Raw genomic sequence first — 19,689 nt, forward strand, 5'->3', positions numbered from 1 at the left:
GGAGGCCGTGCAGCTGACGAGGAGGTGGTACCCGTGAACGTATCGACGTGGGTGCTCCCCTCCGGGGTCACGGTCGGGCGATAGGTCGTCCGGGAGCGCCGTTCAGCGCACTCCCGAAGGGCACGACCGTGCGATTCATCTCCGAACGACGCCTCGACGACGGCGTACGCGAGCGCGAGTTCATCCTCGACGAGATCCCCGGCATCCTGTGGACGCCGCCGTCGGCATCCGGGCCGACGCCGCTGATCCTGCAGGGCCACCCCGGCGACCTGCGCCGGATGTATCCGCGCCTGGCGGCCCGGGCCCGGCACGCCGCGGCGGCGGGCTACGCCTCGGCCACCCTCGAACTGCCCGGCGCCGGCGCCCGGCCCCGCTCCGCCGCCGCCGATCAGGCCCGCGCCGACCTGCGCCGCGCGATCCAGGCCGGCGAACCGGTCGCCGACGAGATCGTCGAACGGCTCGTCCTCCCCCTGGTCGACCAGGCGGTCCCCGAGTGGCGCGCCGCCCTGGATGCGCTCCTCGCGCTGCCCGAGATCGACGGCCCGGTCGGGTACGCGGGCGGCGTGATCGCCATCGGCGTCCGGCTGGCCGTGGTCGAGCCGCGCATCTCGGCCGCCGCGCTGTTCGCCGGGAGCTACGTGCCCCGGGTCATGTTCGAGGAGGCGCGGCAGGTCACCATCCCGCTGCTGGTCCTGCTGCAGTGGGACGACGAGGGGAACGACCGGCAGTTGGCGCTGGACCTGTTCGACGCGTTCGGCTCCCGGGCGAAGACGCTGCACGCCAACATGGGCGGGCACACCGGCATCCCGGCACACGAGGGCGACGACGGGAACCGGTTCTTCGCCCGACACCTGAGGGCCGTCCGGTGAGGTGAGCGGAACATCGAAGGCCCTGGCCGGGAGGCGAGTCCCGGCCGGGGCCCTACCTGTCCTCAGCCAGGTCGTCACCCACCCGGTACGCCGGTTGCTTCGCCTCCCGTCGGTGCTCACGAGCACGCCGTTCGAGGTAGTCGGCGACGTCGTCCGCTCGGGTTCCACGTCCGAGCCAGCGGCTCAGGTTCGACTTCTGCGGCGCGGGAGCCATCACCCAACTGCCGTCGGCGCAGGTGATGGCGATTCCGAAATAGCCCGGATCACACCGAACCACGGCTGGCCATGGAACACGCGTCGTACGCCACGGGCCGCGCAGGGTCAGTCCTTCGGCATCCACGGACAGCCGAGGATGGAATATCTGCCGCCACACCAGAAATCCCAGCAAGCCGTACGGCACCGCGATGGCGAGCGCCGGCCGCAGGTCGCCGTCGGGCGTGGAAGCCTGGTAGGCGAAGACCGCTACCGCCACAATGGTCATGACGCCCAACAGCAGGCCGGCGAAGACCCTCGTTATGCGGCCCAGTCGCCACACGCGCACCTCGTTCATGTCGATCGGCACTTCCGACCTCCATTCATGTGACGCGACAACGCCGAGCGCCGTAGGCCCCATGAGCACCCGCAACGACATCATCGACGATCCGCGCACCAGGCCCAGCCCCGGCCGGGAGGCGTCGTCGTCGCCCGAAACGGGATCTCCGGTCAACGTTCATGGTCACGGCACTGGCTGACCGGTGGCTCGGACCACGGCACGGCACGCATTCCGATCGGCCGGTAAGCCAGAGCACGGTCGACAACCTCAGTGGCCGTCAACTCTGGGGTGATCATGAAGATCAGCTCGGAGACGGCGGGATAGACGAGGTCCCGATCGAGTCTGTCCAGCCAGTTGTTCAGTTCGGTTTCGTCGGCATAGTCGAGCCGCATGATCCGCTCAACAAGGGCGACGGCCTCGTCCCGGGTCAGCTTTGTAGGCATGGCGGCCTCCTCCGAGCAGAGCTAATGGCGCGCCATCGGCACTTGGGAATCTCACAAGATCGGCTGCGCAGGCGGCCCTACGCCCGTCCGGCGCGCTCTCACGTGGACTGGTTTGGCCCTTGGCGACAACCACCTTGTGGCCCATGGATGGCCCGGCCGGCTCCTTCACCCGCGCATCCAAGGAAGCAGTCCTGTCCTCGGGAACATCGACCACCAGAGGAGGCACACAGGCGGCCAGTAGGTCACGGCGGCGACGGCGAAGTACCACGGGCGCCATCCATCGAGCAAGCCGCGGTAGCCGTGGGCATCGGCCCAGTCGTGCACGGCCCAGCCCCATAGCGCGTAGCCAGCAAGGAAGGCGAGGGACCACCCAACTCGTGCTGCCTTTCCGGGTGTACGCCCGCACCAGCGGTCCAGTGCCTTCCGCGCATTCCACGCCACGCGTACATCATGACCCTGCCTTGCAAAGGTCAGAACTGCTGTCAGCCGGTGTGGGACCTGCCGCTAGCCTGGGGCACCGACGCAGACCGGAGCCCTCGGTGCAGTTGGTGACCTTGACCGTATCAGCGTGGGACGGTCAGCTGGCCTGATGGGGAGTTGAGGCCATGATCCGGCGGAATGACCCGCTCGCCCTATTGGCGATCGCCATGTTAACGGCGGCCGGCATTTTCGTCTTCGTGGCGCCCTCCCGCATCCCCTACACCCCACAGACACTACTGCTGTTGTTTCTTACGCCGATCGGCACGCTTGTGCTGCTCATGTACCTTGCGGGGCCGGCTGCCTTCGTGGCGGTGACCCGCACGCATGTCGTCGTGGGCAATCCGCTCGTCAGATACGGCGTTCCGCGGTCACTGGTTGAGGGAGTCCGCATCGATGGGTTCAGCATCGAGCTGCAGGTCTCCGGACACTCGCCCATTCCGATTGCCGCCCTGACCCCGGGCGTAGGCGGCCACAACCGGGTGCGTCCGGGCGGGTACCAAACGCGCTTGAACAAGATCGCGGCGCTCTTGGACCACACGCCGGCGACACTCGCAGCCGGCACGATGGTGCGCCGGTACCGGTATGCACACCTCGTCCTCTTGACGGTGGATGTGCTGGCTCTGGTCGGGATGGTGCTCCACATCAGCACCGACCCCCTCACGTAGGAGCGAAGCGGCGGGCACGGGAGGGCACATCCGGAAACATCAGCCCTGGACAGGCTGCTGAGGCGGCGCTGTACCGGTGGCTGCCTCGGCAGGGGCATCACCCCGTATCTGGGCGTGGTGGAGCTGAGCCGCTTGGATACGCCGATGATCCGCGAGTGGCGGGCGAGGCTGCTCGGCAACGGCGTCTCGGAGACGACGGCCGCGAGGGCGTACTGACTGCTGCGGGCCGTGCTGATGACGGCGGTGGCCAGTGGCCCGTGGCGGCCGGACGGGCGCTGATGGCCGGTGGAACGTCGAAGACCCTGGCCGGGAGGCGAGTCCTGGCCAGGGCCTTCGTGCTGGAGCGGGTGACGGGAATCGAACCCGCACTGTCAGCTTGGGAAGCTGATGTTCTGCCATTGAACTACACCCGCAGGCGGCACCACTGTACCTGAGGTCACCACTCCCGTGCACCCAGGCACCCCGCCCCGCCACCGCGCCGGAGTGGATCAAGGATGTTGCGTGCCGGCAACATATGGGCGTTCTCAAATCCGTCGATGGGATGTAACGTCTGCTCCACGTTTCCGACCCGGCGTGACACACCCCCTGCCACGCCGTCAGAAAGAGGTGGGCCCATGGGACCCCGTCCCAACCTGCTGACCCGGCGTACCGCCGGTGTCGCGACGTCGACCCTCGCGCTGCTGCTCAGCACCGCCGCCGTCGGCGTCGTCCCCGCTGCCTCGGCCTTCTCGGCCGCCCCGGCCGGCGTCTGCGCCGAGCCGGCCGACACCCACGCCGACGCCCGCGTCGCCAAGGGCGGCCATGCCAAGCTCGACCCGAACCACCTGACCGCCAAGCAGGTGCGCGAGCGCGAGGCCGACCTCGCCGCCGCGCAGCGCGAGCGGGCCAACTTCCGGACCGGCCCGACCGTCGCCCCGCTGGCCTCCGTCACCATCCCGGTCGTGGTGCACGTGATCCAGGAGAACAGCACCCGGGCCGGCGGCAACATCCCGGACTCGCTGATCAACCAGCAGATCACCGTGCTCAACCAGTCGTACGCGGGCTCGACCGGTGGCGCCGCAACCGCCTTCGCGTTCCAGCTCACGAAGATCAACCGGGTGACGAACCCGTCGTGGTACCCGATCGTGCAGGGCTCCTCGGCCGAGCGCTCGATGAAGACCTCGCTGCGCACGGGCGGCAAGAACACGCTCAACATCTACCTCGGCGAGCTGAGCGACGGCCTGCTCGGCTGGGCGACCTTCCCGAAGCGGAAGCTGGACAGCATGGACGGCGTGGTCGTGCTCAGCGAGTCGCTGCCCGGCGGCACGGCGACCAACTACAACCAGGGCGACACCGGTACGCACGAGGTCGGCCACTGGCTGAACCTCTACCACACCTTCCAGGGCGGCTGCTCCGGCTCGGGTGACAGCGTCTCCGACACCCCGGCCGAGGCGTCGCCGGCGTACCAGTGCCCGACGGGCCGGGACACCTGCTCCACCGCCGGCAAGGACCCGATCACCAACTTCATGGACTACACCTACGACTCCTGCATGTACCAGTTCACCGCCGGCCAGGCGAGCCGCATGCTCACCGCGTGGAACGCCTACCGCGCTGCCTGACCTCACCCGCACCACACGACAGGTGCCGGTCCCGTTCTCGGACGGGGCCGGCACCTGTCGTTTCGGCAGGCGGCTCAGGCAGCCGGGCGGCGGGTGTCGAAGCCGTGCCGGCCGCGCCGGCCGTCCGCGGCGAGCGGGTCACGGCGTGCCGGCGTGGCGCCCCGCGGGTCGAGCCAGACCCGCATCTGCGGCCGGCCGGCGCCCGGCTGGGCCACCGGGTCGCGCCGGGTCAGCATCGCCACGTCGACGGTGAACTCGAACAGCCGCCAGTCACCCTGCGGCGCCGCCCGGGCGACCCGGGCCAGTCGGGCCACCGTGGCCGGATCGGTCACCGGACGGGCCCGGCCCGCCACGTAGGCCTCGTCGTCGCTCTCCTCCGGCGGGAAGGAGTGCAGCGCGTAGCGGCCGTCCCGCTCGAGGTCGCGGCGCTTCGGGGAGTCGATGACGAAGCACCAGAGCCCGTCGGCGGTGATCACCGGGGAGACCGGGTGCACCCGGGGGCCGCCGTCGGCGCGGACCGTGGCGAGGTAGCCGAAGCCCGGCCCGTACTGCTGCATCAGAAGGCGGATCTCGTCGGCGAGGCGGGGCTCGTCGGCGGCGAATTCGGACCAGGAAGCCATGCGGACATTCTATCGAACACGTGTACGAAGAAGTAGTGCGACACGCAGGTCACCCGTACCGGTCGCTATGGTGTTCCGATGCTGCTCTCCGACCGCGACCTGGTCTCCGAGATCAAGTCGGGCACGCTCGCGCTGGAGCCCTTCGAGCCCACGCTGGTGCAGCCGTCCAGCATCGACGTACGCCTGGACCGGTTGTTCCGGGTCTTCAACAACCATCTCTACACCCACATCGACCCGTCGGTGCAGCAGGACGACCTGACGTCGATGGTGGAGGTGCCGGAGGGCCAGCCCTTCGTGCTGCACCCGGGCGAGTTCGTGCTCGCCTCCACGCTGGAGGTCATCTCGCTGGGCGACCAGCTCGCCGGGCGGCTGGAGGGCAAGTCCAGTCTGGGCCGACTCGGCCTGCTGACCCACTCCACCGCCGGCTTCATCGACCCGGGCTTCTCCGGCCACGTCACGCTGGAGCTGTCCAACGTGGCGAACCTGCCGATCACGCTCTGGCCGGGGATGAAGATCGGTCAGCTCTGCATCTTCCGGCTCTCCTCGCCGGCCGAGCACCCGTACGGCTCGGCCGTCTACGGATCGCGTTACCAGGGCCAGCGCGGCCCGACGCCGAGCCGGTCCTGGCAGAGCTGGCGCACCTGGCCGACCCGCTGACGCCGAGCGCCGCTTGTTAAGAGGGGCCCCCTCCTATGCAGAATGCGTTAAGAGGGGGCCCTTCCTTACACCTCAGGCGGGGCGGCCGTAGCTGTTGATGTCGCCGTCGTCGACGCGCTTCATGGTGATCGGCTTGCCGGACTGGGAGGCGTGCACCACCCAGCCGTCGCCCACGTACATCCCCACGTGGTGCAGGTCGCCGTAGTAGAAGACCAGGTCACCGGCGCGCAGCTCGGACCGGCTGACCCGCTTCGTCACGTCGTGCTGCTGCCGGGCGTTGTGCGGCAGCGAGACCCCGGCCTTGGCCCAGGCGGCCATGGTCAGGCCGGAGCAGTCGAAGTGGTCCGGGCCGGCGGCCCCCCAGACGTAGATCTTGCCGATCTGGGCGCAGGCGAACTTGACCGCGACCCCGGCCGCGCCGCCGGGGTAGCCGGACGGGCAGGGCGCCGGGCGCAGCGGGCCGCCGCCGCCGTTGCCGTAGACCTTTAGACGTAGCTTCTGCAGTCGGGCGATCTCGCCGTCGATCTGCTTCTTCTTCGTCGCGAGCTGCGCCTCGGTGCGGCTCAGGTCGGCGACCATCTGGTCCAGCGGCCGCTTCTTGGCGGCCAGCTCGTCGCGCAGTTCGGCGACGGCACGCACCTGCTCCTGCTGGTGGTGCGCGAAGCGGTCGAGCAGCTCCAGGCCGCTGACCAGGTCGCCCGGCGAGCGGCTGCCCAGCAGGGCGTTGACGGTGGAGAGGTTGTCGCCCTTGTACGCGTCGGCGGCGAGCCCGCCGACCTGGCCGAGCGCCGCGTCCACCCGGGCCTGCAGCGGGGCGATCTGCCGGCCGAGCGCGTCGGCCTGCTTGCGCCGCACCGCGAGCTGCTCGCGTACGGCGTTGACCTGTTCGATGACCGGTTCGAGCTTGTTCCAGTCGCGGTCGATCTGGGCCTCGATCTCGGCGACCGAGGGTTCGGCGTGGGCCGCCGTGGCGCCGCCGGTCAGGACGACGGCGGTGCCGACCAGGGCGGCGAGGGCGGTGGTGAAGCGGGACCAGCGGGAACGCGGCGCGACGACGTGCCGGTCGATCGACCGGCTCGACGACGGCCGCGGGGCATGGAGTGCCACCGGGCGTCCGTACTCCTTCTTCCTGACCGCCTACCGGGTTAGCTGACGGATTCGGACGGGAAGGGAGCCGCCCTACCGCAGCTCCGCTGCGGATTCACCCCAGGTACCTGGTTCCCCGGCTCGCCCGTGGGCGACTCGGCGGTGTCGGACCGTCACCGACCGGGTTGGACGGTGAGACTGGCGGCCGACGATTCACCAGAGTAGGAGCCGTCGTTATCGATCCGCAACTCGGGACGCCGTGACACTCCGTACCGACACCTGGGTGAAGTTTTCTTTCATTAAGGATTACCTGCTGGAAAGGTATTGACCCTCGCGGGTCTGCGGAGTGAGGGTGGGGACGCAGTGACCCCCATCCCTGTCCAGGAGGTTCGATGCACCTCTCCACCCCGCCGTCGGGCGGACGGATACTGCTGGCCGCCGCCGTGGCGACCGCCACCGCGCTGGCCGTCACCGGCCCGGTGACCGCCGCGCCGGAGACGGCCGGACCCGCCACCGACCGGCAGCAGCAGTACGCCGCCGCGGCCACCGAGTACGGCGTGCCGCAGAACGTGCTGCTCGGCGTCTCCTATCTGGAGTCCCGCTGGGACACCCACCCGGGCCAGCCCAGCACCAGCGGCGGCTACGGCCCGATGCACCTGACCGACGCGGCGCACGTCCTCGCCACCCCGGGCAGCGCCCACGTCGACGAGGACGAGGACCCGCGCGGCGACGACTCCCGCCCGCTCACCCTCGACCCGGCCACCGCCGCCGCGCCGGCACGGGAGACCCCGCTGCCCCGCGCCTCGCTGCAGACGATCGACACCGCCGCGACGCTCACCGGGCTCGACGCGCAGACGCTGCGCACCGACCCGGCGGCGAACATCCGCGGTGGCGCGGCGCTGCTCGCGTCCTACCAGAAGGCACTGGGCGGGCCGGTCGGCGCCGGCACCGACGCGGCGGCCTGGTACGGCGCGGTGGCCCGCTACTCCGGCGCGGACACCGCCGACGCGGCGGCGGCCTTCGCCGACGAGGTCTACGACCAGCTCGGCCAGGGCGCGACCCGGACCACCGACGACGGGCAGCGGGTCACGCTGGCCGCCACCACCGCCCGGCCGGACCGGTCCCGGCTGGCCCGGCTCGGCCTGCGCCACGCGCAGCGGCCGGACGGCCTGGAGTGCCCGGTCCGGTTGGCCTGTGAGTGGATCCCCGCGCCGTACGAGCAGCTCAGCGCCGACCCGGGCGACTACGGCAACCACGACCTGGGCAACCGGCCGAAGCAGCAGAAGATCGAATACATCGTCATCCACGACACCGAGGGCTACTTCGGCCCCAGCGTCGACCTGGTCAAGCGGGCCGACTACCTGGGCTGGCACTACACGCTGCGCTCGGTGGACGGCTACGTCGCCCAGCACATCAAGGCCAAGGACGTCGGCTGGCACGCCGGCAACTGGTACGTCAACGCCAAGTCCATCGGCCTGGAGCACGAGGGCTTCGCCGGTCAGGGCACCTGGTACACCGAGGCGATGTACCGGGCCTCGGCCAAGCTGGTCCGCCACCTCGCGCTGAAGTTCGGCATCCCGCTCAACCGGCAGCACATCATCGGGCACGACAACGTGCCGGGCACCACCGCCGGCACGGTGAAGGGCATGCACTGGGACCCGGGCCCCTACTGGGACTGGTCGCACTACTTCGACCTGATGAAGGCGCCGTTCCGGAGCACCGGCACGGCCCGCACCGGGCTGGTCACCATCGACCCGGACTTCGCCACCAACCGGCCGGCGTTCGTCGGCTGCAACCAGCAGCCGCCGGGCGTCCCGACGCCCACCCCGCCGGCCGAGACCTGCCCGTCGCGCGGCTCCTCCGCGGTGGTCCTGCGGACCGCGCCGAGCGCGGACGCCCCGCTGGTCAACGACCTCGGGCTCCGCCCGGACGGCACGCCGGACACGATGTACATCTCCGACCACGGCGCCCGCGCCTCCGCCGGCCAGACGTACGCGGTGGCCGGGCGGCAGGGCGACTGGACGGCGATCTGGTACCTCGGCCAGAAGGCGTGGTTCCTCAACCCGGCGTCGGCGCCGACCGCGAAGTGGGCCACCGGCTTCGTGGTGACCCCGCGGCCCGGCAGGGCCACGATCCCGGTGTACGGCCGCGCCTACCCGGAGCAGGCCGCCTACCCGGACACCATCCCCTACCAGACCATCTCGCCGTTGCAGTACACGCTCGCGGCGGGCCAGCGGTACGCGGTCGGCGGGGTGCTGCCCGGCGAGTACTACCGCGCGGTCTCGTTCGACGGCTCGGCGCCGGGTGACCGGACCGTGGTGCGCGGCGAGAACCGCTACGTGCAGGTCCAGTTCGGTCACCGGATCATGTACGTGAACCTCGACGACGTGCTGGTCCTGCCATCGCCGATCGGCGCGCCACGGTAACGGCCCACCGACACGAGAAGGCCCCCGGTCCAGCTGGACCGGGGGCCTTTCCGTGGCGCGGACGGGTCAGCTGACCCGGACGAAGCCGGCGAGCGGTTGGGTGCTGATGCTCGACACCTGGACCGGTTTGCCGGTCCGGGGCGCGTGGACCATCACCCCGTTGCCGAGATAGAGCCCGACGTGGTGCAGGTCGCTGCCGAAGAAGACCAGGTCACCGGGTCTGGCCTCGGACCGGGAGACCCGACGGCCCTCGTTCCACTGGGCGCCGGTGAAGTGGGTCAGCGAGATGCCCGCCGCCTTGTAGGCGTACTGGGTCAGGCCGGAGCAGTCGAACGAGTTCGGGCCGGTGGCGCCCCACACGTACGGGTCGCCCACCTGGGCGCACGCCGTCTTGATCGCGGTACGCGCGGCGCTGCTCACCACGCCGTCGATGGCCGGGCAGCCCGCCGGACGGATCGAGGTCACCGGCAGCATCGCGGTCAGCCGCTTGATTTCCGCGTCGATCTGCTTCTTCTGCGTGGCCAGCTGGGCTTCCTGCTTCAGCTCGGTCTCGATCAGCTGGTCGAGCTTGCGCTTCTCCCGGTTGAACTTGTCGCGGGCCGCAAGCACACCGGCGATCTGCCTGCGCTGGTCGTCGGCGATCCGGTCGAGCATGACGAGCTGCTCGGCCAGCGTGCCCGGCTTGGTGCTCACCAGCAGCGCGCCCATCTCCTGCGACGGGCCCCGCATGTAGTAGCGGGCGGCGATGTCGCCGACCTTGTTCATGGCCAGCGTCGAGGCCAGCTCCAGCGGCACCATCTTGTTCCGCAGGTCGTCGGACTTCTTCTTGTTGACCTTGAGCAGGGAGCGGACCTTGTTGTACTGCTCGATCGTGGGCTCGAGCTTCTCCCACTGCTTGTCGATCTGGGCGTCGATCTCGTCCACCGAGGGCGCCGCGTGCGCCGGGGCCGCCAGCATCCCGGCGCCGACCGCGGCGGCCGCGACCAGGGTGAGGAGACGGCGTACCACCCGGTGGAACCCGGCCGGACGGCCGGGTCGAGCGCTCGGGGCGTGACGTCGAGGGGGCATGGTTGCCACCGGCACGGACTCCTTTGCAACCGACCGCCGGGCGCCTCGCGAGAGGGAAGGTCGAGGCAGACGACCCACAGCGGTCGGTGCCCCACATTAGGGAAAGCACCCGGGTGGAATCAAGGCGACCTTTTGTTCAATCACGTATCCGCAATCGGTTGCACACCAAGGGTGTTCATTCACTTGCCCACGATGGCCGTCAATACGTCGTCGAGCGTCACCACGCCGAGGGGCCGACGACCGTCGCTGACCAGCACCATGTGCCGGCGCTCGCGGCGCATCGCGAGCAGCAGATCGGCGAGCGTACGGTCCGGCGGCACCACGGCCAGCGGCCGGTAGATGTCGGCCGGCACCGGGGCCCGACGGCTCGCCCCGGCGTACCCGAGCACGTCCTTGACGTGCACGAAACCGAGCACCCGGCGGGTGGCCCGCTGCACCACCGGGAAACGTGACCGGCCGGTGCGGGTCGCCAGCACCTCCAGCGAGGCCGGTGAGACGTCCTCGGCCACCGTGGTCACCGTCGACCAGGGTTGCAGGGCGTCGGCCGCGGTACGGCTGTGCAGGGCGAGCGCGCCGGTGATCCGGGCGTGCTCCTCGGCGTCCAGCAACCCCTCGGTCCGCGCCTGGGAAACCAGGCCGGCCAACTCCTCGGCGGTGAACACCGTCTTGACCGCGTCCGTCGCCTCCACCCGCCACCACCGCAGCACCTGCCGCGCCGACCACTTCATCGCCACCAGCAGTGGCTTCGTGGCCAGGCAGAACGCGAGCATGGCCGGGCCGAGCCACAACGCCGAGGGCTCCGGCCCGGCCAGCGTGATGTTCTTCGGCACCATCTCGCCGACCACGGTGTGCAGGAACACCACCACGGCCAGCGCGATCACGAACGCCACCGGGTGCACCGCCGACGCCGGCAGTCCGAGCGCCTCGAAGGGCACCTCCAGCAGGTGGGCCAGCGCCGGCTCGGCGATCGCGCCCAGGCCGAGCGAGCAGACCGTGATGCCGAGCTGCGCGCCGGCGATCATCAGCGGGATCTGGTTCATCGCGGCCAGCGCCCAGCGCGCCCGCTTCGACGTCACCGCGAGCGGTTCGATCACGGTGCGCCGGGACGCGATCAACGCGAATTCGCTGCCCACGAAGAACGCGTTGCCGAGCAGCAGCACCAGGGCGACCAGCAGTTCAGGCACCGTCGTCGGGCTCCTCGGGACGGACCACCCGGACCTGCTCGATCCGATGCCGGTCGACCTCCACCACGGTGAACTCGTAGCCGGACTCGTCGACCGTCTCACCGGCGACCGGGATGTGGCCGAACCGGGCCATCAGGAACCCGCCCAACGTCTCGTACGGCCCCTCGGGCAGCCGGAAGCCGGTCTGCTCGACCAGCTCGTCGGCCCGCAGCACGCCGTCGACCAGGACGGTCCGCTCGCCACCGGGCACGGTCAGCTCCGCCGGCCCGAAGCCGCCGCCCACCGCGTCCGGGTCGAACTCGTCGGCGATCTCCCCGACCAGCTCCTCGACCAGGTCCTCCACGGTCACCACGCCGTCCGTGCCGCCGTACTCGTCGACCACGATGGCCAGGTCCGCGCCGGCGTCCTTCAGCGCGGCCAGCACCCCGTCGAGGTCCAGGCTCTCCGGCACGTACACCGGCTCCCGGGCGACCGAGGCGACGGTGGTGCCGGCCCGACGGGCCAGCGGCACGCCGAGCGCGTCCGGCACCCCGGCGACACCGGTGACCAGGTCGAGCGTCTCCTCGTACACCGGGAACCGGGTCCGGCCGGTCCGCCGGGACGCCTCCAGCAGCTCGGCGACGGAGGCGGTGGCCCGCAACGCGATCACGTCCACCCGGGGGGTCATCGCCTCGGCGGCGCGCTTGTCGCCGAAGCGGATGGTGCGGCGCAGCAGCATCGCGGTGTCCGGCGGCAGCGCGCCGGCCCGCGCCGAGATGGCGGCCAGCAGTCCCAGCTCCTCCGGGGAACGGGCGCTGGCGAGTTCCTCCTGCGGCTCCACGCCGAGGCGGCGCACCAGCCGGTTGGCCGAGTTGTTGAGCAGCCGGATCAGCCAGCCGAAGGCGCGGGAGAACCCCCGCATCGGCGCGGCCGTGGCCAGGGCCGCCGGCATCGGGCGGGCCAGCGCCAGGTTCTTCGGCACCAGCTCGCCGAAGAGCATCGAGACGAGCGTGGCCAGCGCCAGGGCGAGCAGCCCGGAGAAGCGGTCCGCCCCGCCGAAGGGGTGCAGGGCCGGCGCGACGAGCCGGGCCAGGGCGGGCTCGGCCAGATAGCCGGTGAGCAGCGCGGTGATGGTGATGCCGAGCTGCGCGCCGGAGAGCTGGAAGGACAGGTCCCGCAGCGCCCGACGCACCGTGGCGGCCCGTCCGTCGCCCTCGTCGGCCCGCCGGTCGATCTCCGCGCGGTCGACCGTGACCAGGGCGAACTCGGCCGCGACGAAGAAGGCGTTGCCCGCGGTCAGCAGCACGAAGCCGACCAGGGGCAACAGCGTCAGAACCAACAGGCCGTCGATGGGCGTGATTGTGGCACGTGGGCGCCGGTGGTGCGGCACCCGTAGCGTGGCGGGTATGGACGGCCTGCTGCTCACCGACGAACTGGTCCTGCTCGCCTACGACGACGCCGGCACGAACCGGCTCGGCCGCCCCCATCTGGACTACGGCCTCGCCGGGGCGGTGCTGCTGGAACTGGCCCTCGCCCGCCGGGTGGAGGTGGTGGACAAGCGGCTGGTGGTGACCGACCCCGCCCCCACCGGCGTGCCCCTGCTCGACGAGGCGCTGGCCACCGTCGGGGCCGGGCGGCCCCGCAAGCCGAAGGACTGGATCGGCAAGCTCGCCAAGGGACTGCCGGACCGGGTGCTCGACGGTCTGGTCGGCTCCGGGGTGCTGCGCCGCGACTCCGACCGGGTGCTGCTGGTCTTCCCGCGTACCCGCTATCCCTCGCCGACCGGCGCGGAGCCGGCGGTGGAGACGGCGGCCCGGCGGCGGATGGTGGACGCGCTGGTCGGCGACGGCCCGGTCGACGCCCGGACCGCCGCGCTGCTCACCCTGACCCGGGCGGTCGGCCTGGATCGCAAGCTCTTCCGCGAGCTGCCGAAGGACCGGGTCAAGGCCCGGATGACCGAGATCGCCGCCGGTGACTGGGCCTCCGCCGCGGTGAAGAAGGCGATCGAGGAGATGCAGGCCGCGGTGATCGTCGCGACCACCGCCACCGCCGCCATCAGCGTCACCACGACCAGCTGAGACGACGGCGGCGGCACCCGCGTGGGTGCCGCCGCCGTCGTGGTCCGGCTTCCCGCCGGGGTACGCCTCAGCCGGCCGCCGGAGCGGTCTCCTTCTCGCCGGCCGGCGCGTCCGGCTTGACCGAGCGCAGCAGCACGCTGGCCACGTCGACCACCTCGACGTCCTCGCCGGCGCCCTTGCCGTTCACCCCGTCGTTGAGCATCGTCGAGCAGAACGGGCAGCCGACCGCGATGGTCTTCGCGCCGGTGGACATGGCCTCCTCGACCCGGTCCACGTTGATCCGCTTACCGATCTTCTCCTCCATCCACATCCGGGCGCCGCCGGCGCCGCAGCAGAAGGAGCGCTCGCTGTTGCGCGGCATCTCGGTCAGCTCGCCCTGGATGGAGTCGCCGAGCACCTCACGCGGAGCGGCGAAGACCCGGTTGTGCCGGCCCAGGTAGCAGGGGTCGTGGTAGGTCACGCCACCGTCGACCGGCTGCACCGGGGTGAGCTTGCCGGCGCTGACCAGGTGGGCCAGCAGCTGGGTGTGGTGCACCACCTCGAACTCGCCGCCGAGCTGGCCGTACTCGTTGCCCAGCGTGTTGAAGCAGTGCGGGCAGGTCGCGACGATCTTCCGCTTGCTCTTCTCCCGGCCCTCGAACGCCTCGTTCAGCGTCTCGACGTTCTGCTGGGCGAGCATCTGGAAGACGAACTCGTTGCCGATGCGCCGGGCCGGGTCACCGGAGCAGGTCTCGCCCTCACCCAGGATGGCGAAGGAGACGCCCGCCTCGTGGAGCAGCGTGGCGACCGCGCGGGTGGTCTTCTTGGCCCGGTCCTCGAACGCGCCGGCGCAGCCGACCCAGAACAGGTACTCGAAGTCGTCGACCTCGCCGACCCGGGGCACCTCGAAGCCGAGGCCCTTGGTCCAGTCCTCACGGGTGTTCTGCGGGGCGCCCCACGGGTTGCCCTTGTTCTCCAGGTTGCGCAGCATGACGCCGGCCTCGGAGGGGAAGCTCGACTCGATCAGCACCTGGTAGCGGCGCATGTCGACGATGTGGTCCACGTGCTCGATGTCCACCGGGCACTGCTCGACGCAGGCGCCGCAGGTGGTGCAGGACCAGAGCACGTCCGGGTCGATGACGCCGCCCTCCTCGGCGGTGCCGATCAGCGGGCGGTCGGCCTCGGCCAGGGCCAGCACGTCCATGTGGGCGAGCTGCGCCTCGGTGGCCTTCTCCTCGCCGGTCAGGTCCTTGCCGCCGCCGGCCAGCAGGTACGGCGCCTTGGCGTACGCGTGGTCGCGCAGGCTGAGCACGAGCAGCTTCGGCGACAGCGGCTTGCCGGTGTTCCAGGCCGGGCACTGCGACTGGCACCGGCCGCACTCGGTGCAGGTGCTGAAGTCGAGCAGGCCCTTCCAGCTGAACTGCTCGACCTGGGCGACACCGAACTGGTCCTTCTCCGGGTCGGCCTCCTCGAAGTCGAGCGGCTTGCCCTCGCTCGTCATCGGGCGCAGCGGGCCCAGGCCGGAACCGGCGGGCTTCTCCGGGTCGCGCTTGAAGAAGATGTTCGGGAAGGCCAGGAACCGGTGCCAGGCGACACCCATCGTGACGTTCAGCGAGATCACGATGAGCCAGGTCATCGAGATGACGATCTTGATGAGCGCGGCGATGCTCGCGCCGTTCTCCCAGCCCGGCAGCGCGGCGCCGACGGCGTGGCTGAGCGGGGTGGCCCAGACCGGGTACTCGAAGTGGTCGGTGGCGACCTTGAAGCCCCGGATGACGAAGCCGAAGATCAGGACCAGCAGCACGATCCACTCGACGAAGTAGCCCTGCCACATGGTCGAGCCGGTGAAGCGGGAGCGGTTCTCGGCGCGACCGGGCCGGTTGCGCAGCCGGATCGCCATCAGCACCACGATGCCGATCAGGCCGAGGATGCCGATCCACTCGGTGACCAGACCGAAGATCGTCCAGGACCCGATGATCGGCAACCCACCGGTCGGGGTGACGACCTCGAAGTAGGCCTCCAGCACCAGCAGCGACAGCACGACGAAGCCGACCATGACGGTCCAGTGCGCGGCGCCGACCACGCTCCACTTCAGCATGCGGGTGTGACCGACGGTCTCCACCAGCATCTTCTTCGTGCGGGCGCCCTTGTCGGCGAACCGCTCCGGCGCGGGTTGCCCCAGCCGGATGACGGCCGTCATCTTCATGACCGCGCGCACCGCAAGCCACACCGCAACGGCGGTGATGGCGGCCGCGAGGATCGTGGTGACGATCTGGACGCTGCCCATCGAGTTGGCCTCCCGGTCTGCTGCTTGTCAGTGCAGCCTACGCGGAAGGTTACCCAGCAGTAACGTGAGTCTTCTCGCACCGGCCACGCCGCCCTGCGGACACCTTAGGTGCAGCGGAGTCCGGGTGCCGGACAGGGGCGGCGTGGCGTGACGTGCGACCGGGCGACTCAGCGCCAGCGGGAGAGCAGGATCAGCGAGGAGACCATCGCGCCGAAGCCCACCGCGAGGTTCCAGTAACCCCACGAGGCGACCGGGTAGGCCTGCTCGGAGAGGTAGTAGATCACCAGCCAGCCGATGCCCACCGCGATCAGCGCGACGGCGGTGATCGGCAGCCAGACCGGGCTAGGCTTGCGCGTCGCCGCCGTCGCCGTCGGGCGGACGTCCGTCGGCGGGGTGTACACCTTCTTCTTGCGGACCTGAGACTTGGGCACGACGCTCTCCAGAGGGGGGTACGACCTCGTCCGGCCTGACAACCGGGCGCGGGGGCGACGGTCCATGGCCAATAATGTTCGACAGCTAGCGTAGTCCCGACGGACCGTCCAGGCCACGAATGGGGTCAGGCCGGTGCACGGAGTGACCGAAAAGAGCGGGACTTTTCGGGTCGAGCAGGTCGGTTCGCATCGGCGCGGGCCGGAACGAGACGACGGGAAAGGGAACGCCCGGTGGAGTACACGTCCGGCGCCGCCTCCTGGCAGAAGGTCCTCCGCCGCGCGGTTGCCGGTCTGCTGCCCCGACGAGCGCGTCAGCGCCGCCCGGGTTGGTCGATCGGCGTGCCCCTGATCGCCGCCGCGGCGGGGCTGCTCTTCACCACCACCGCGACCACCGCCGGCGGCACCTCGCTGCGCGAGGACCGGCGGCCACAGCTCACCCAGCTCATCGAGGACCGGCGCGAGCAGGTCGCGGCCAGCGAGGCGAAGGCGGCGCGGCTGCGCGACGAGGTCGAGCAGCAGACCGAGGCGCTGGCCGGCACCGACGGGCCGGTCAAGCTCCAGCGGGACCGGGCCGCCGCCAGCCGGCAGGCCGCCGGATTCACCGCGCTCACCGGCACCGGGATCACCATCGAGTTGAACGACGCCGACTGGGGTCCCGGCCAGCCGTTGCCCAAGGGCGCCAGCAACGACGACCTGGTCGTGCACCAGGGCGACGTGCAGGCGGTCGTGAATGCGCTCTGGGCCGGCGGCGCGGAGGCCATGTCAATCATGAACGTCCGCGTCCTCAGCACCAGCGCGGTACGCTGCGTCGGTAACACCCTGCTGCTGCACGGCCGGGTTTACTCCCCTCCTTTCAAGATCGTGGCCATCGGCGATCCCGCGGAGTTCCAGCGGGCGCTCGCCGCCTCTGAGGGAGTCCGGGTGTTCAAGGAAGTGGCCGACCACTACCAGCTCGGCTACGTCGAGCGGGTCTCCACCGTCACCGTGCCGGCGTTCGAGGACTCCACCGCGCTGCAATCGGCGACGGTGCCCAGGTGACCGGCGACCGCCCCGCGGAACGCCACGGTCGCGCCGACGACCCGCACGAGGAGCCGACCGCGTTCCTCCCCACCGTCGACCGTCCGGCGCCCGCACCGGCGCGGCCCCCGCTCGACCTGCCCTGGCCGGACGCCGGCCCGACCCACTCGTCCCCGGCCCGTCGCGGCCTCGGCGGCCGTGACCCGGGCGCCCGTGGCCCGGGCCGTGCCCCTGACGCCGGTGACCTGAGTCGTGACCTCCGTGCCCGTGGGCTGGGCCGTGAACTCGACGTCCGTGGCGTGGGCCGTGACCCTGGCGCCGGTGACCCGAGCCGTGGGCTACCCGACCGGTGGGATCCCCGTGGCCAGGGGCCGGACCGAGGCGACCCCGCCGGCCGGGACGTCGGCCGCCGTGCACCCGACGGCCGGGACGTCGGCGACCGCGCACCCGACGGCCGTGGCGTCGGCGACCGCACACCCACCCGCCGCGAACCCGCCCGCCGGGAGACCGGCGGCCGGGAGACCGGCGGCCGGGAGACCGGCGGCCGGGAGCCGGAACGCCGCAACCACGGCCACGGCCACGGCGACGCGGGCGGCCGGCCCAGCGCCCCGCCCCCGCCCGCCTGGCCGGGCAACCAGGCCCGTCCGTCGAGCACCGCGGCACGAGCCGAGCCGCACGGGCCGGCGCGCGCCGAGGGCTACCCACCGACGCCCCACACCGAGACCAGCCCCCCGTCGTACCGGTCGTCGCCCCGCCCGGAGACCCGTCAGCCGGCACGCGCCGAGCCGTACCCGCCCTCGTCCCACCCCGAGACCCGTCAGCCGGCACGCGCCGAGGGGTATCCGCCGTCGCCCCACGCCGGGACCCGGTCCGCGCCGCGCGTCGAGGCGTACCCGCCTCCGCCCCACGAGGACGCCCCGCGGTCGGCGCGCGGCCTCGGCCGCCCGCCCACCGGTCCGGACGGCCGGCACCCGGACGGCCCCGGGACGGCGGGTGGGCGAGCGATCGAGAACCGGCCGTCCGGGCCCGCGGATGCCCGGCCCGCCGACCCGTACCGCTCCGACAGCCGCAGCGGAGTCGGCGGCCCGGCCACCCCCGAGGACCGGCGTTTCTCGGGGCCGTCCGGCCGCCGGTTCGATCCGACGGCCCGCGCCGACCAACCCCCGCCGGGCCCCGTCGGCCCCTCCGAGCACCGCGCCGACCCGGATCGCGCGCCGGCGACTCCGTCCGGCGCTCGCGGTGGTGCCCCCGGCCCGATCCGACCGGCCGCCCCCGCCGACGGGCCGACCGACTTTTTGCCGCCGGTGGGAGAGCGGGCCGGCGCGTCCGAGCCGCGTGCCCGCGCGTCGCAACGGCACGGCGCCGGCCCCGAGCAGCCCGGCGACCCGGGTGCGACGGCGGTGCTGCGCCCGGTCAGCCGCCCGCCCGCCGATCCGCGGTTGGACTCCACAGCGCTGATGGGCGCCGTACCCCCGGTGCAGGACACCGGCGACGGCGGCGACGAGCCACCGGCGGAGCCGCCGCGCCCACGGCGCGGCGAGCGGGTGGTGCAGCTCCGGCCGGAACAGACCGGCGAGGGCTACCGCAGCGTCTACTCCGAACTGACCCGCCCGACCACGGGCTCCCGGCTGCGCTCGGTGATTCGCGGCACCGGCGAGGTACTGATCACCTTCGGCCTGGTGGTGCTGCTCTTCGCCGGCTACGAGATCTGGGGCAAGTCGGTCATCGTCGACGCCCACCAGAGCGACCTGAGCGGTCAGCTCGCCCGGGAGTGGGAGACGGACCCGACCGTCGGCCCGACCACCGGGCCGAGCGTGAAGCCGAAGCCGCCGGCCGAGGGGAAGCCCGTCGCCGGCCTCTACATCCCCAAGTTCGACAAGCACTGGGTGGTGGTGGAGGGCGTCAGCCCGGACGACATCCGGTACGCCCCGGGCCACTACCCGGACAGCGCCATGCCGGGCGAGGTGGGCAACTTCTCCGTCGCCGGTCACCGCATCCGCTCCACCTTCTGGCGGCTGGACGAGTTGAAGGCCGACGACGTCATCGTGGTCGAGACCAAGACCGACTGGCTCGTCTACCGGGTCTACCAGCAGCGGATCGTCAAGCCCTCCCAGGTGGAGGTGGTCGCGCCGGTGCCGGGCAAACCGGACCGGAAGGCGACCGAGAAGCTGCTCACGCTGACCACCTGCAACCCCAAGTTCGACAACTACCAGCGGCTCATCGTCCACGCCCGGCTGGACCACGCCCAGGCGAAGTCGGCGGGCCGCCCGGCCGAACTGGAGGCCTGACC

The 19,689-nt window shown here is 71.6% G+C and carries 17 protein-coding genes, 1 tRNA gene and 1 riboswitch; of the genes, 8 read left to right on the top strand and 10 right to left on the bottom strand.

From position 1 onward, the window contains the following. Window positions 1-128: 128 nt before the first annotated feature. Complete coding sequence (locus CO540_RS19325; RefSeq protein WP_099163125.1) at window positions 129-869, top strand: alpha/beta hydrolase; 741 nt, start codon at window positions 129-131, stop codon at window positions 867-869. Window positions 870-921: 52 nt separating this feature from the next. Here CO540_RS19325 and CO540_RS19330 read toward each other — a convergent pair whose 3' ends face one another. Further along, window positions 922-1,431: a PH domain-containing protein gene (locus CO540_RS19330; protein WP_172967880.1), complete on the bottom strand. Its 510-nt coding sequence runs from the start codon at window positions 1,429-1,431 to the stop codon at window positions 922-924. A 140-nt stretch (window positions 1,432-1,571) separates the two neighbouring features. Next, entirely contained in the window at window positions 1,572-1,844 is a 273-nt protein-coding gene (locus CO540_RS19335) for an e9imm peptide (protein WP_099163127.1), read from the bottom strand. Window positions 1,845-2,449: 605 nt separating this feature from the next. On the opposite strand from CO540_RS19335, the gene CO540_RS19340 reads away from it, so the two are divergent. Then, window positions 2,450-2,989: a hypothetical protein gene (locus CO540_RS19340; protein WP_099163128.1), complete on the top strand. Its 540-nt coding sequence runs from the start codon at window positions 2,450-2,452 to the stop codon at window positions 2,987-2,989. Window positions 2,990-3,328: 339 nt separating this feature from the next. On the opposite strand, the gene CO540_RS19345 is transcribed toward CO540_RS19340, so the two are convergent. Then, window positions 3,329-3,402 (bottom strand) — tRNA-Gly (locus CO540_RS19345). A 201-nt stretch (window positions 3,403-3,603) separates the two neighbouring features. Here CO540_RS19345 and CO540_RS19350 point away from each other — a divergent pair. After that, window positions 3,604-4,587, top strand: coding sequence for a zinc metalloprotease (locus CO540_RS19350; protein WP_099163129.1), 984 nt, complete (start codon window positions 3,604-3,606; stop codon window positions 4,585-4,587). A 74-nt stretch (window positions 4,588-4,661) separates the two neighbouring features. On the opposite strand, the gene CO540_RS19355 is transcribed toward CO540_RS19350, so the two are convergent. Continuing rightward, window positions 4,662-5,207: a pyridoxamine 5'-phosphate oxidase family protein gene (locus tag CO540_RS19355; protein ID WP_091566032.1), complete on the bottom strand. Its 546-nt coding sequence runs from the start codon at window positions 5,205-5,207 to the stop codon at window positions 4,662-4,664. Window positions 5,208-5,285: 78 nt separating this feature from the next. On the opposite strand from CO540_RS19355, the gene dcd reads away from it, so the two are divergent. Beyond that, the gene (dcd, locus tag CO540_RS19360; RefSeq protein ID WP_091566035.1) at window positions 5,286-5,864 is read left to right on the top strand and encodes a dCTP deaminase; all 579 of its coding nucleotides are present in this window, start codon (window positions 5,286-5,288) and stop codon (window positions 5,862-5,864) included. A gap of 72 nt (window positions 5,865-5,936) precedes the next feature. Here the strand turns inward: dcd and CO540_RS19365 are convergent, their stop codons facing one another. Then, entirely contained in the window at window positions 5,937-6,971 is a 1,035-nt protein-coding gene (locus CO540_RS19365) for an NlpC/P60 family protein (protein WP_099163130.1), read from the bottom strand. Window positions 6,972-6,984: 13 nt separating this feature from the next. Then, a riboswitch (cyclic di-AMP (ydaO/yuaA leader) is annotated at window positions 6,985-7,122 on the bottom strand. Window positions 7,123-7,342: 220 nt separating this feature from the next. On the opposite strand from CO540_RS19365, the gene CO540_RS19370 reads away from it, so the two are divergent. Next, window positions 7,343-9,376, top strand: coding sequence for an N-acetylmuramoyl-L-alanine amidase (locus CO540_RS19370; RefSeq protein ID WP_099163131.1), 2,034 nt, complete (start codon window positions 7,343-7,345; stop codon window positions 9,374-9,376). Window positions 9,377-9,442: 66 nt separating this feature from the next. On the opposite strand, the gene CO540_RS19375 is transcribed toward CO540_RS19370, so the two are convergent. The 3 genes from CO540_RS19375 to CO540_RS19385 form a co-directional block, all read right to left on the bottom strand. Further along, window positions 9,443-10,453 (bottom strand): C40 family peptidase, encoded by a 1,011-nt coding sequence (locus CO540_RS19375; protein ID WP_099164848.1) that lies wholly within the window; start codon window positions 10,451-10,453, stop codon window positions 9,443-9,445. A 170-nt stretch (window positions 10,454-10,623) separates the two neighbouring features. Beyond that, entirely contained in the window at window positions 10,624-11,628 is a 1,005-nt protein-coding gene (locus CO540_RS19380) for a hemolysin family protein (RefSeq protein WP_099163132.1), read from the bottom strand. After that, window positions 11,621-12,931, bottom strand: coding sequence for a hemolysin family protein (locus CO540_RS19385; protein ID WP_099163133.1), 1,311 nt, complete (start codon window positions 12,929-12,931; stop codon window positions 11,621-11,623). The genes CO540_RS19380 and CO540_RS19385 overlap by 8 nt, the downstream gene beginning before the upstream one ends. Before the next feature lie 82 nt (window positions 12,932-13,013). On the opposite strand from CO540_RS19385, the gene CO540_RS19390 reads away from it, so the two are divergent. Next, window positions 13,014-13,685 (top strand): GPP34 family phosphoprotein, encoded by a 672-nt coding sequence (locus tag CO540_RS19390; RefSeq protein WP_253866066.1) that lies wholly within the window; start codon window positions 13,014-13,016, stop codon window positions 13,683-13,685. A gap of 67 nt (window positions 13,686-13,752) precedes the next feature. On the opposite strand, the gene CO540_RS19395 is transcribed toward CO540_RS19390, so the two are convergent. Both CO540_RS19395 and CO540_RS19400 read right to left on the bottom strand, forming a co-directional pair. After that, the gene (locus tag CO540_RS19395; RefSeq protein WP_099163135.1) at window positions 13,753-15,951 is read right to left on the bottom strand and encodes a (Fe-S)-binding protein; all 2,199 of its coding nucleotides are present in this window, start codon (window positions 15,949-15,951) and stop codon (window positions 13,753-13,755) included. Between the two features lie 167 nt (window positions 15,952-16,118). Next, complete coding sequence (locus tag CO540_RS19400) at window positions 16,119-16,382, bottom strand: cell division protein CrgA (protein ID WP_091566056.1); 264 nt, start codon at window positions 16,380-16,382, stop codon at window positions 16,119-16,121. A 231-nt stretch (window positions 16,383-16,613) separates the two neighbouring features. On the opposite strand from CO540_RS19400, the gene CO540_RS19405 reads away from it, so the two are divergent. Together CO540_RS19405 and CO540_RS19410 are read left to right on the top strand one after the other, a co-directional pair. Continuing rightward, the gene (locus CO540_RS19405; RefSeq protein ID WP_091566060.1) at window positions 16,614-17,420 is read left to right on the top strand and encodes a DUF881 domain-containing protein; all 807 of its coding nucleotides are present in this window, start codon (window positions 16,614-16,616) and stop codon (window positions 17,418-17,420) included. Window positions 17,421-18,703: 1,283 nt separating this feature from the next. Then, complete coding sequence (locus CO540_RS19410) at window positions 18,704-19,687, top strand: class E sortase (RefSeq protein WP_253866068.1); 984 nt, start codon at window positions 18,704-18,706, stop codon at window positions 19,685-19,687. Window positions 19,688-19,689: the final 2 nt, after the last annotated feature.

The sequence above is a fragment of the Micromonospora sp. WMMA2032 genome (genome assembly GCF_002688545.1).
In the GTDB taxonomy this organism is placed as follows: Bacteria; Actinomycetota; Actinomycetes; order Mycobacteriales; family Micromonosporaceae; genus Micromonospora; species Micromonospora sediminicola.

Coding starts and splice junctions, on each gene's coding strand:
- CO540_RS19370 (WP_099163131.1), top strand. CDS start 7,343: ATGCACCTCTCCACCCCGCCGTCGGGCGGACGGATACTGCTGGCCGCC.
- CO540_RS19350 (WP_099163129.1), top strand. CDS start 3,604: ATGGGACCCCGTCCCAACCTGCTGACCCGGCGTACCGCCGGTGTCGCG.
- CO540_RS19335 (WP_099163127.1), bottom strand. CDS start 1,844: ATGCCTACAAAGCTGACCCGGGACGAGGCCGTCGCCCTTGTTGAGCGG.
- CO540_RS19390 (WP_253866066.1), top strand. CDS start 13,014: ATGGACGGCCTGCTGCTCACCGACGAACTGGTCCTGCTCGCCTACGAC.
- CO540_RS19355 (WP_091566032.1), bottom strand. CDS start 5,207: ATGGCTTCCTGGTCCGAATTCGCCGCCGACGAGCCCCGCCTCGCCGAC.
- dcd (WP_091566035.1), top strand. CDS start 5,286: ATGCTGCTCTCCGACCGCGACCTGGTCTCCGAGATCAAGTCGGGCACG.
- CO540_RS19340 (WP_099163128.1), top strand. CDS start 2,450: ATGATCCGGCGGAATGACCCGCTCGCCCTATTGGCGATCGCCATGTTA.
- CO540_RS19395 (WP_099163135.1), bottom strand. CDS start 15,951: ATGGGCAGCGTCCAGATCGTCACCACGATCCTCGCGGCCGCCATCACC.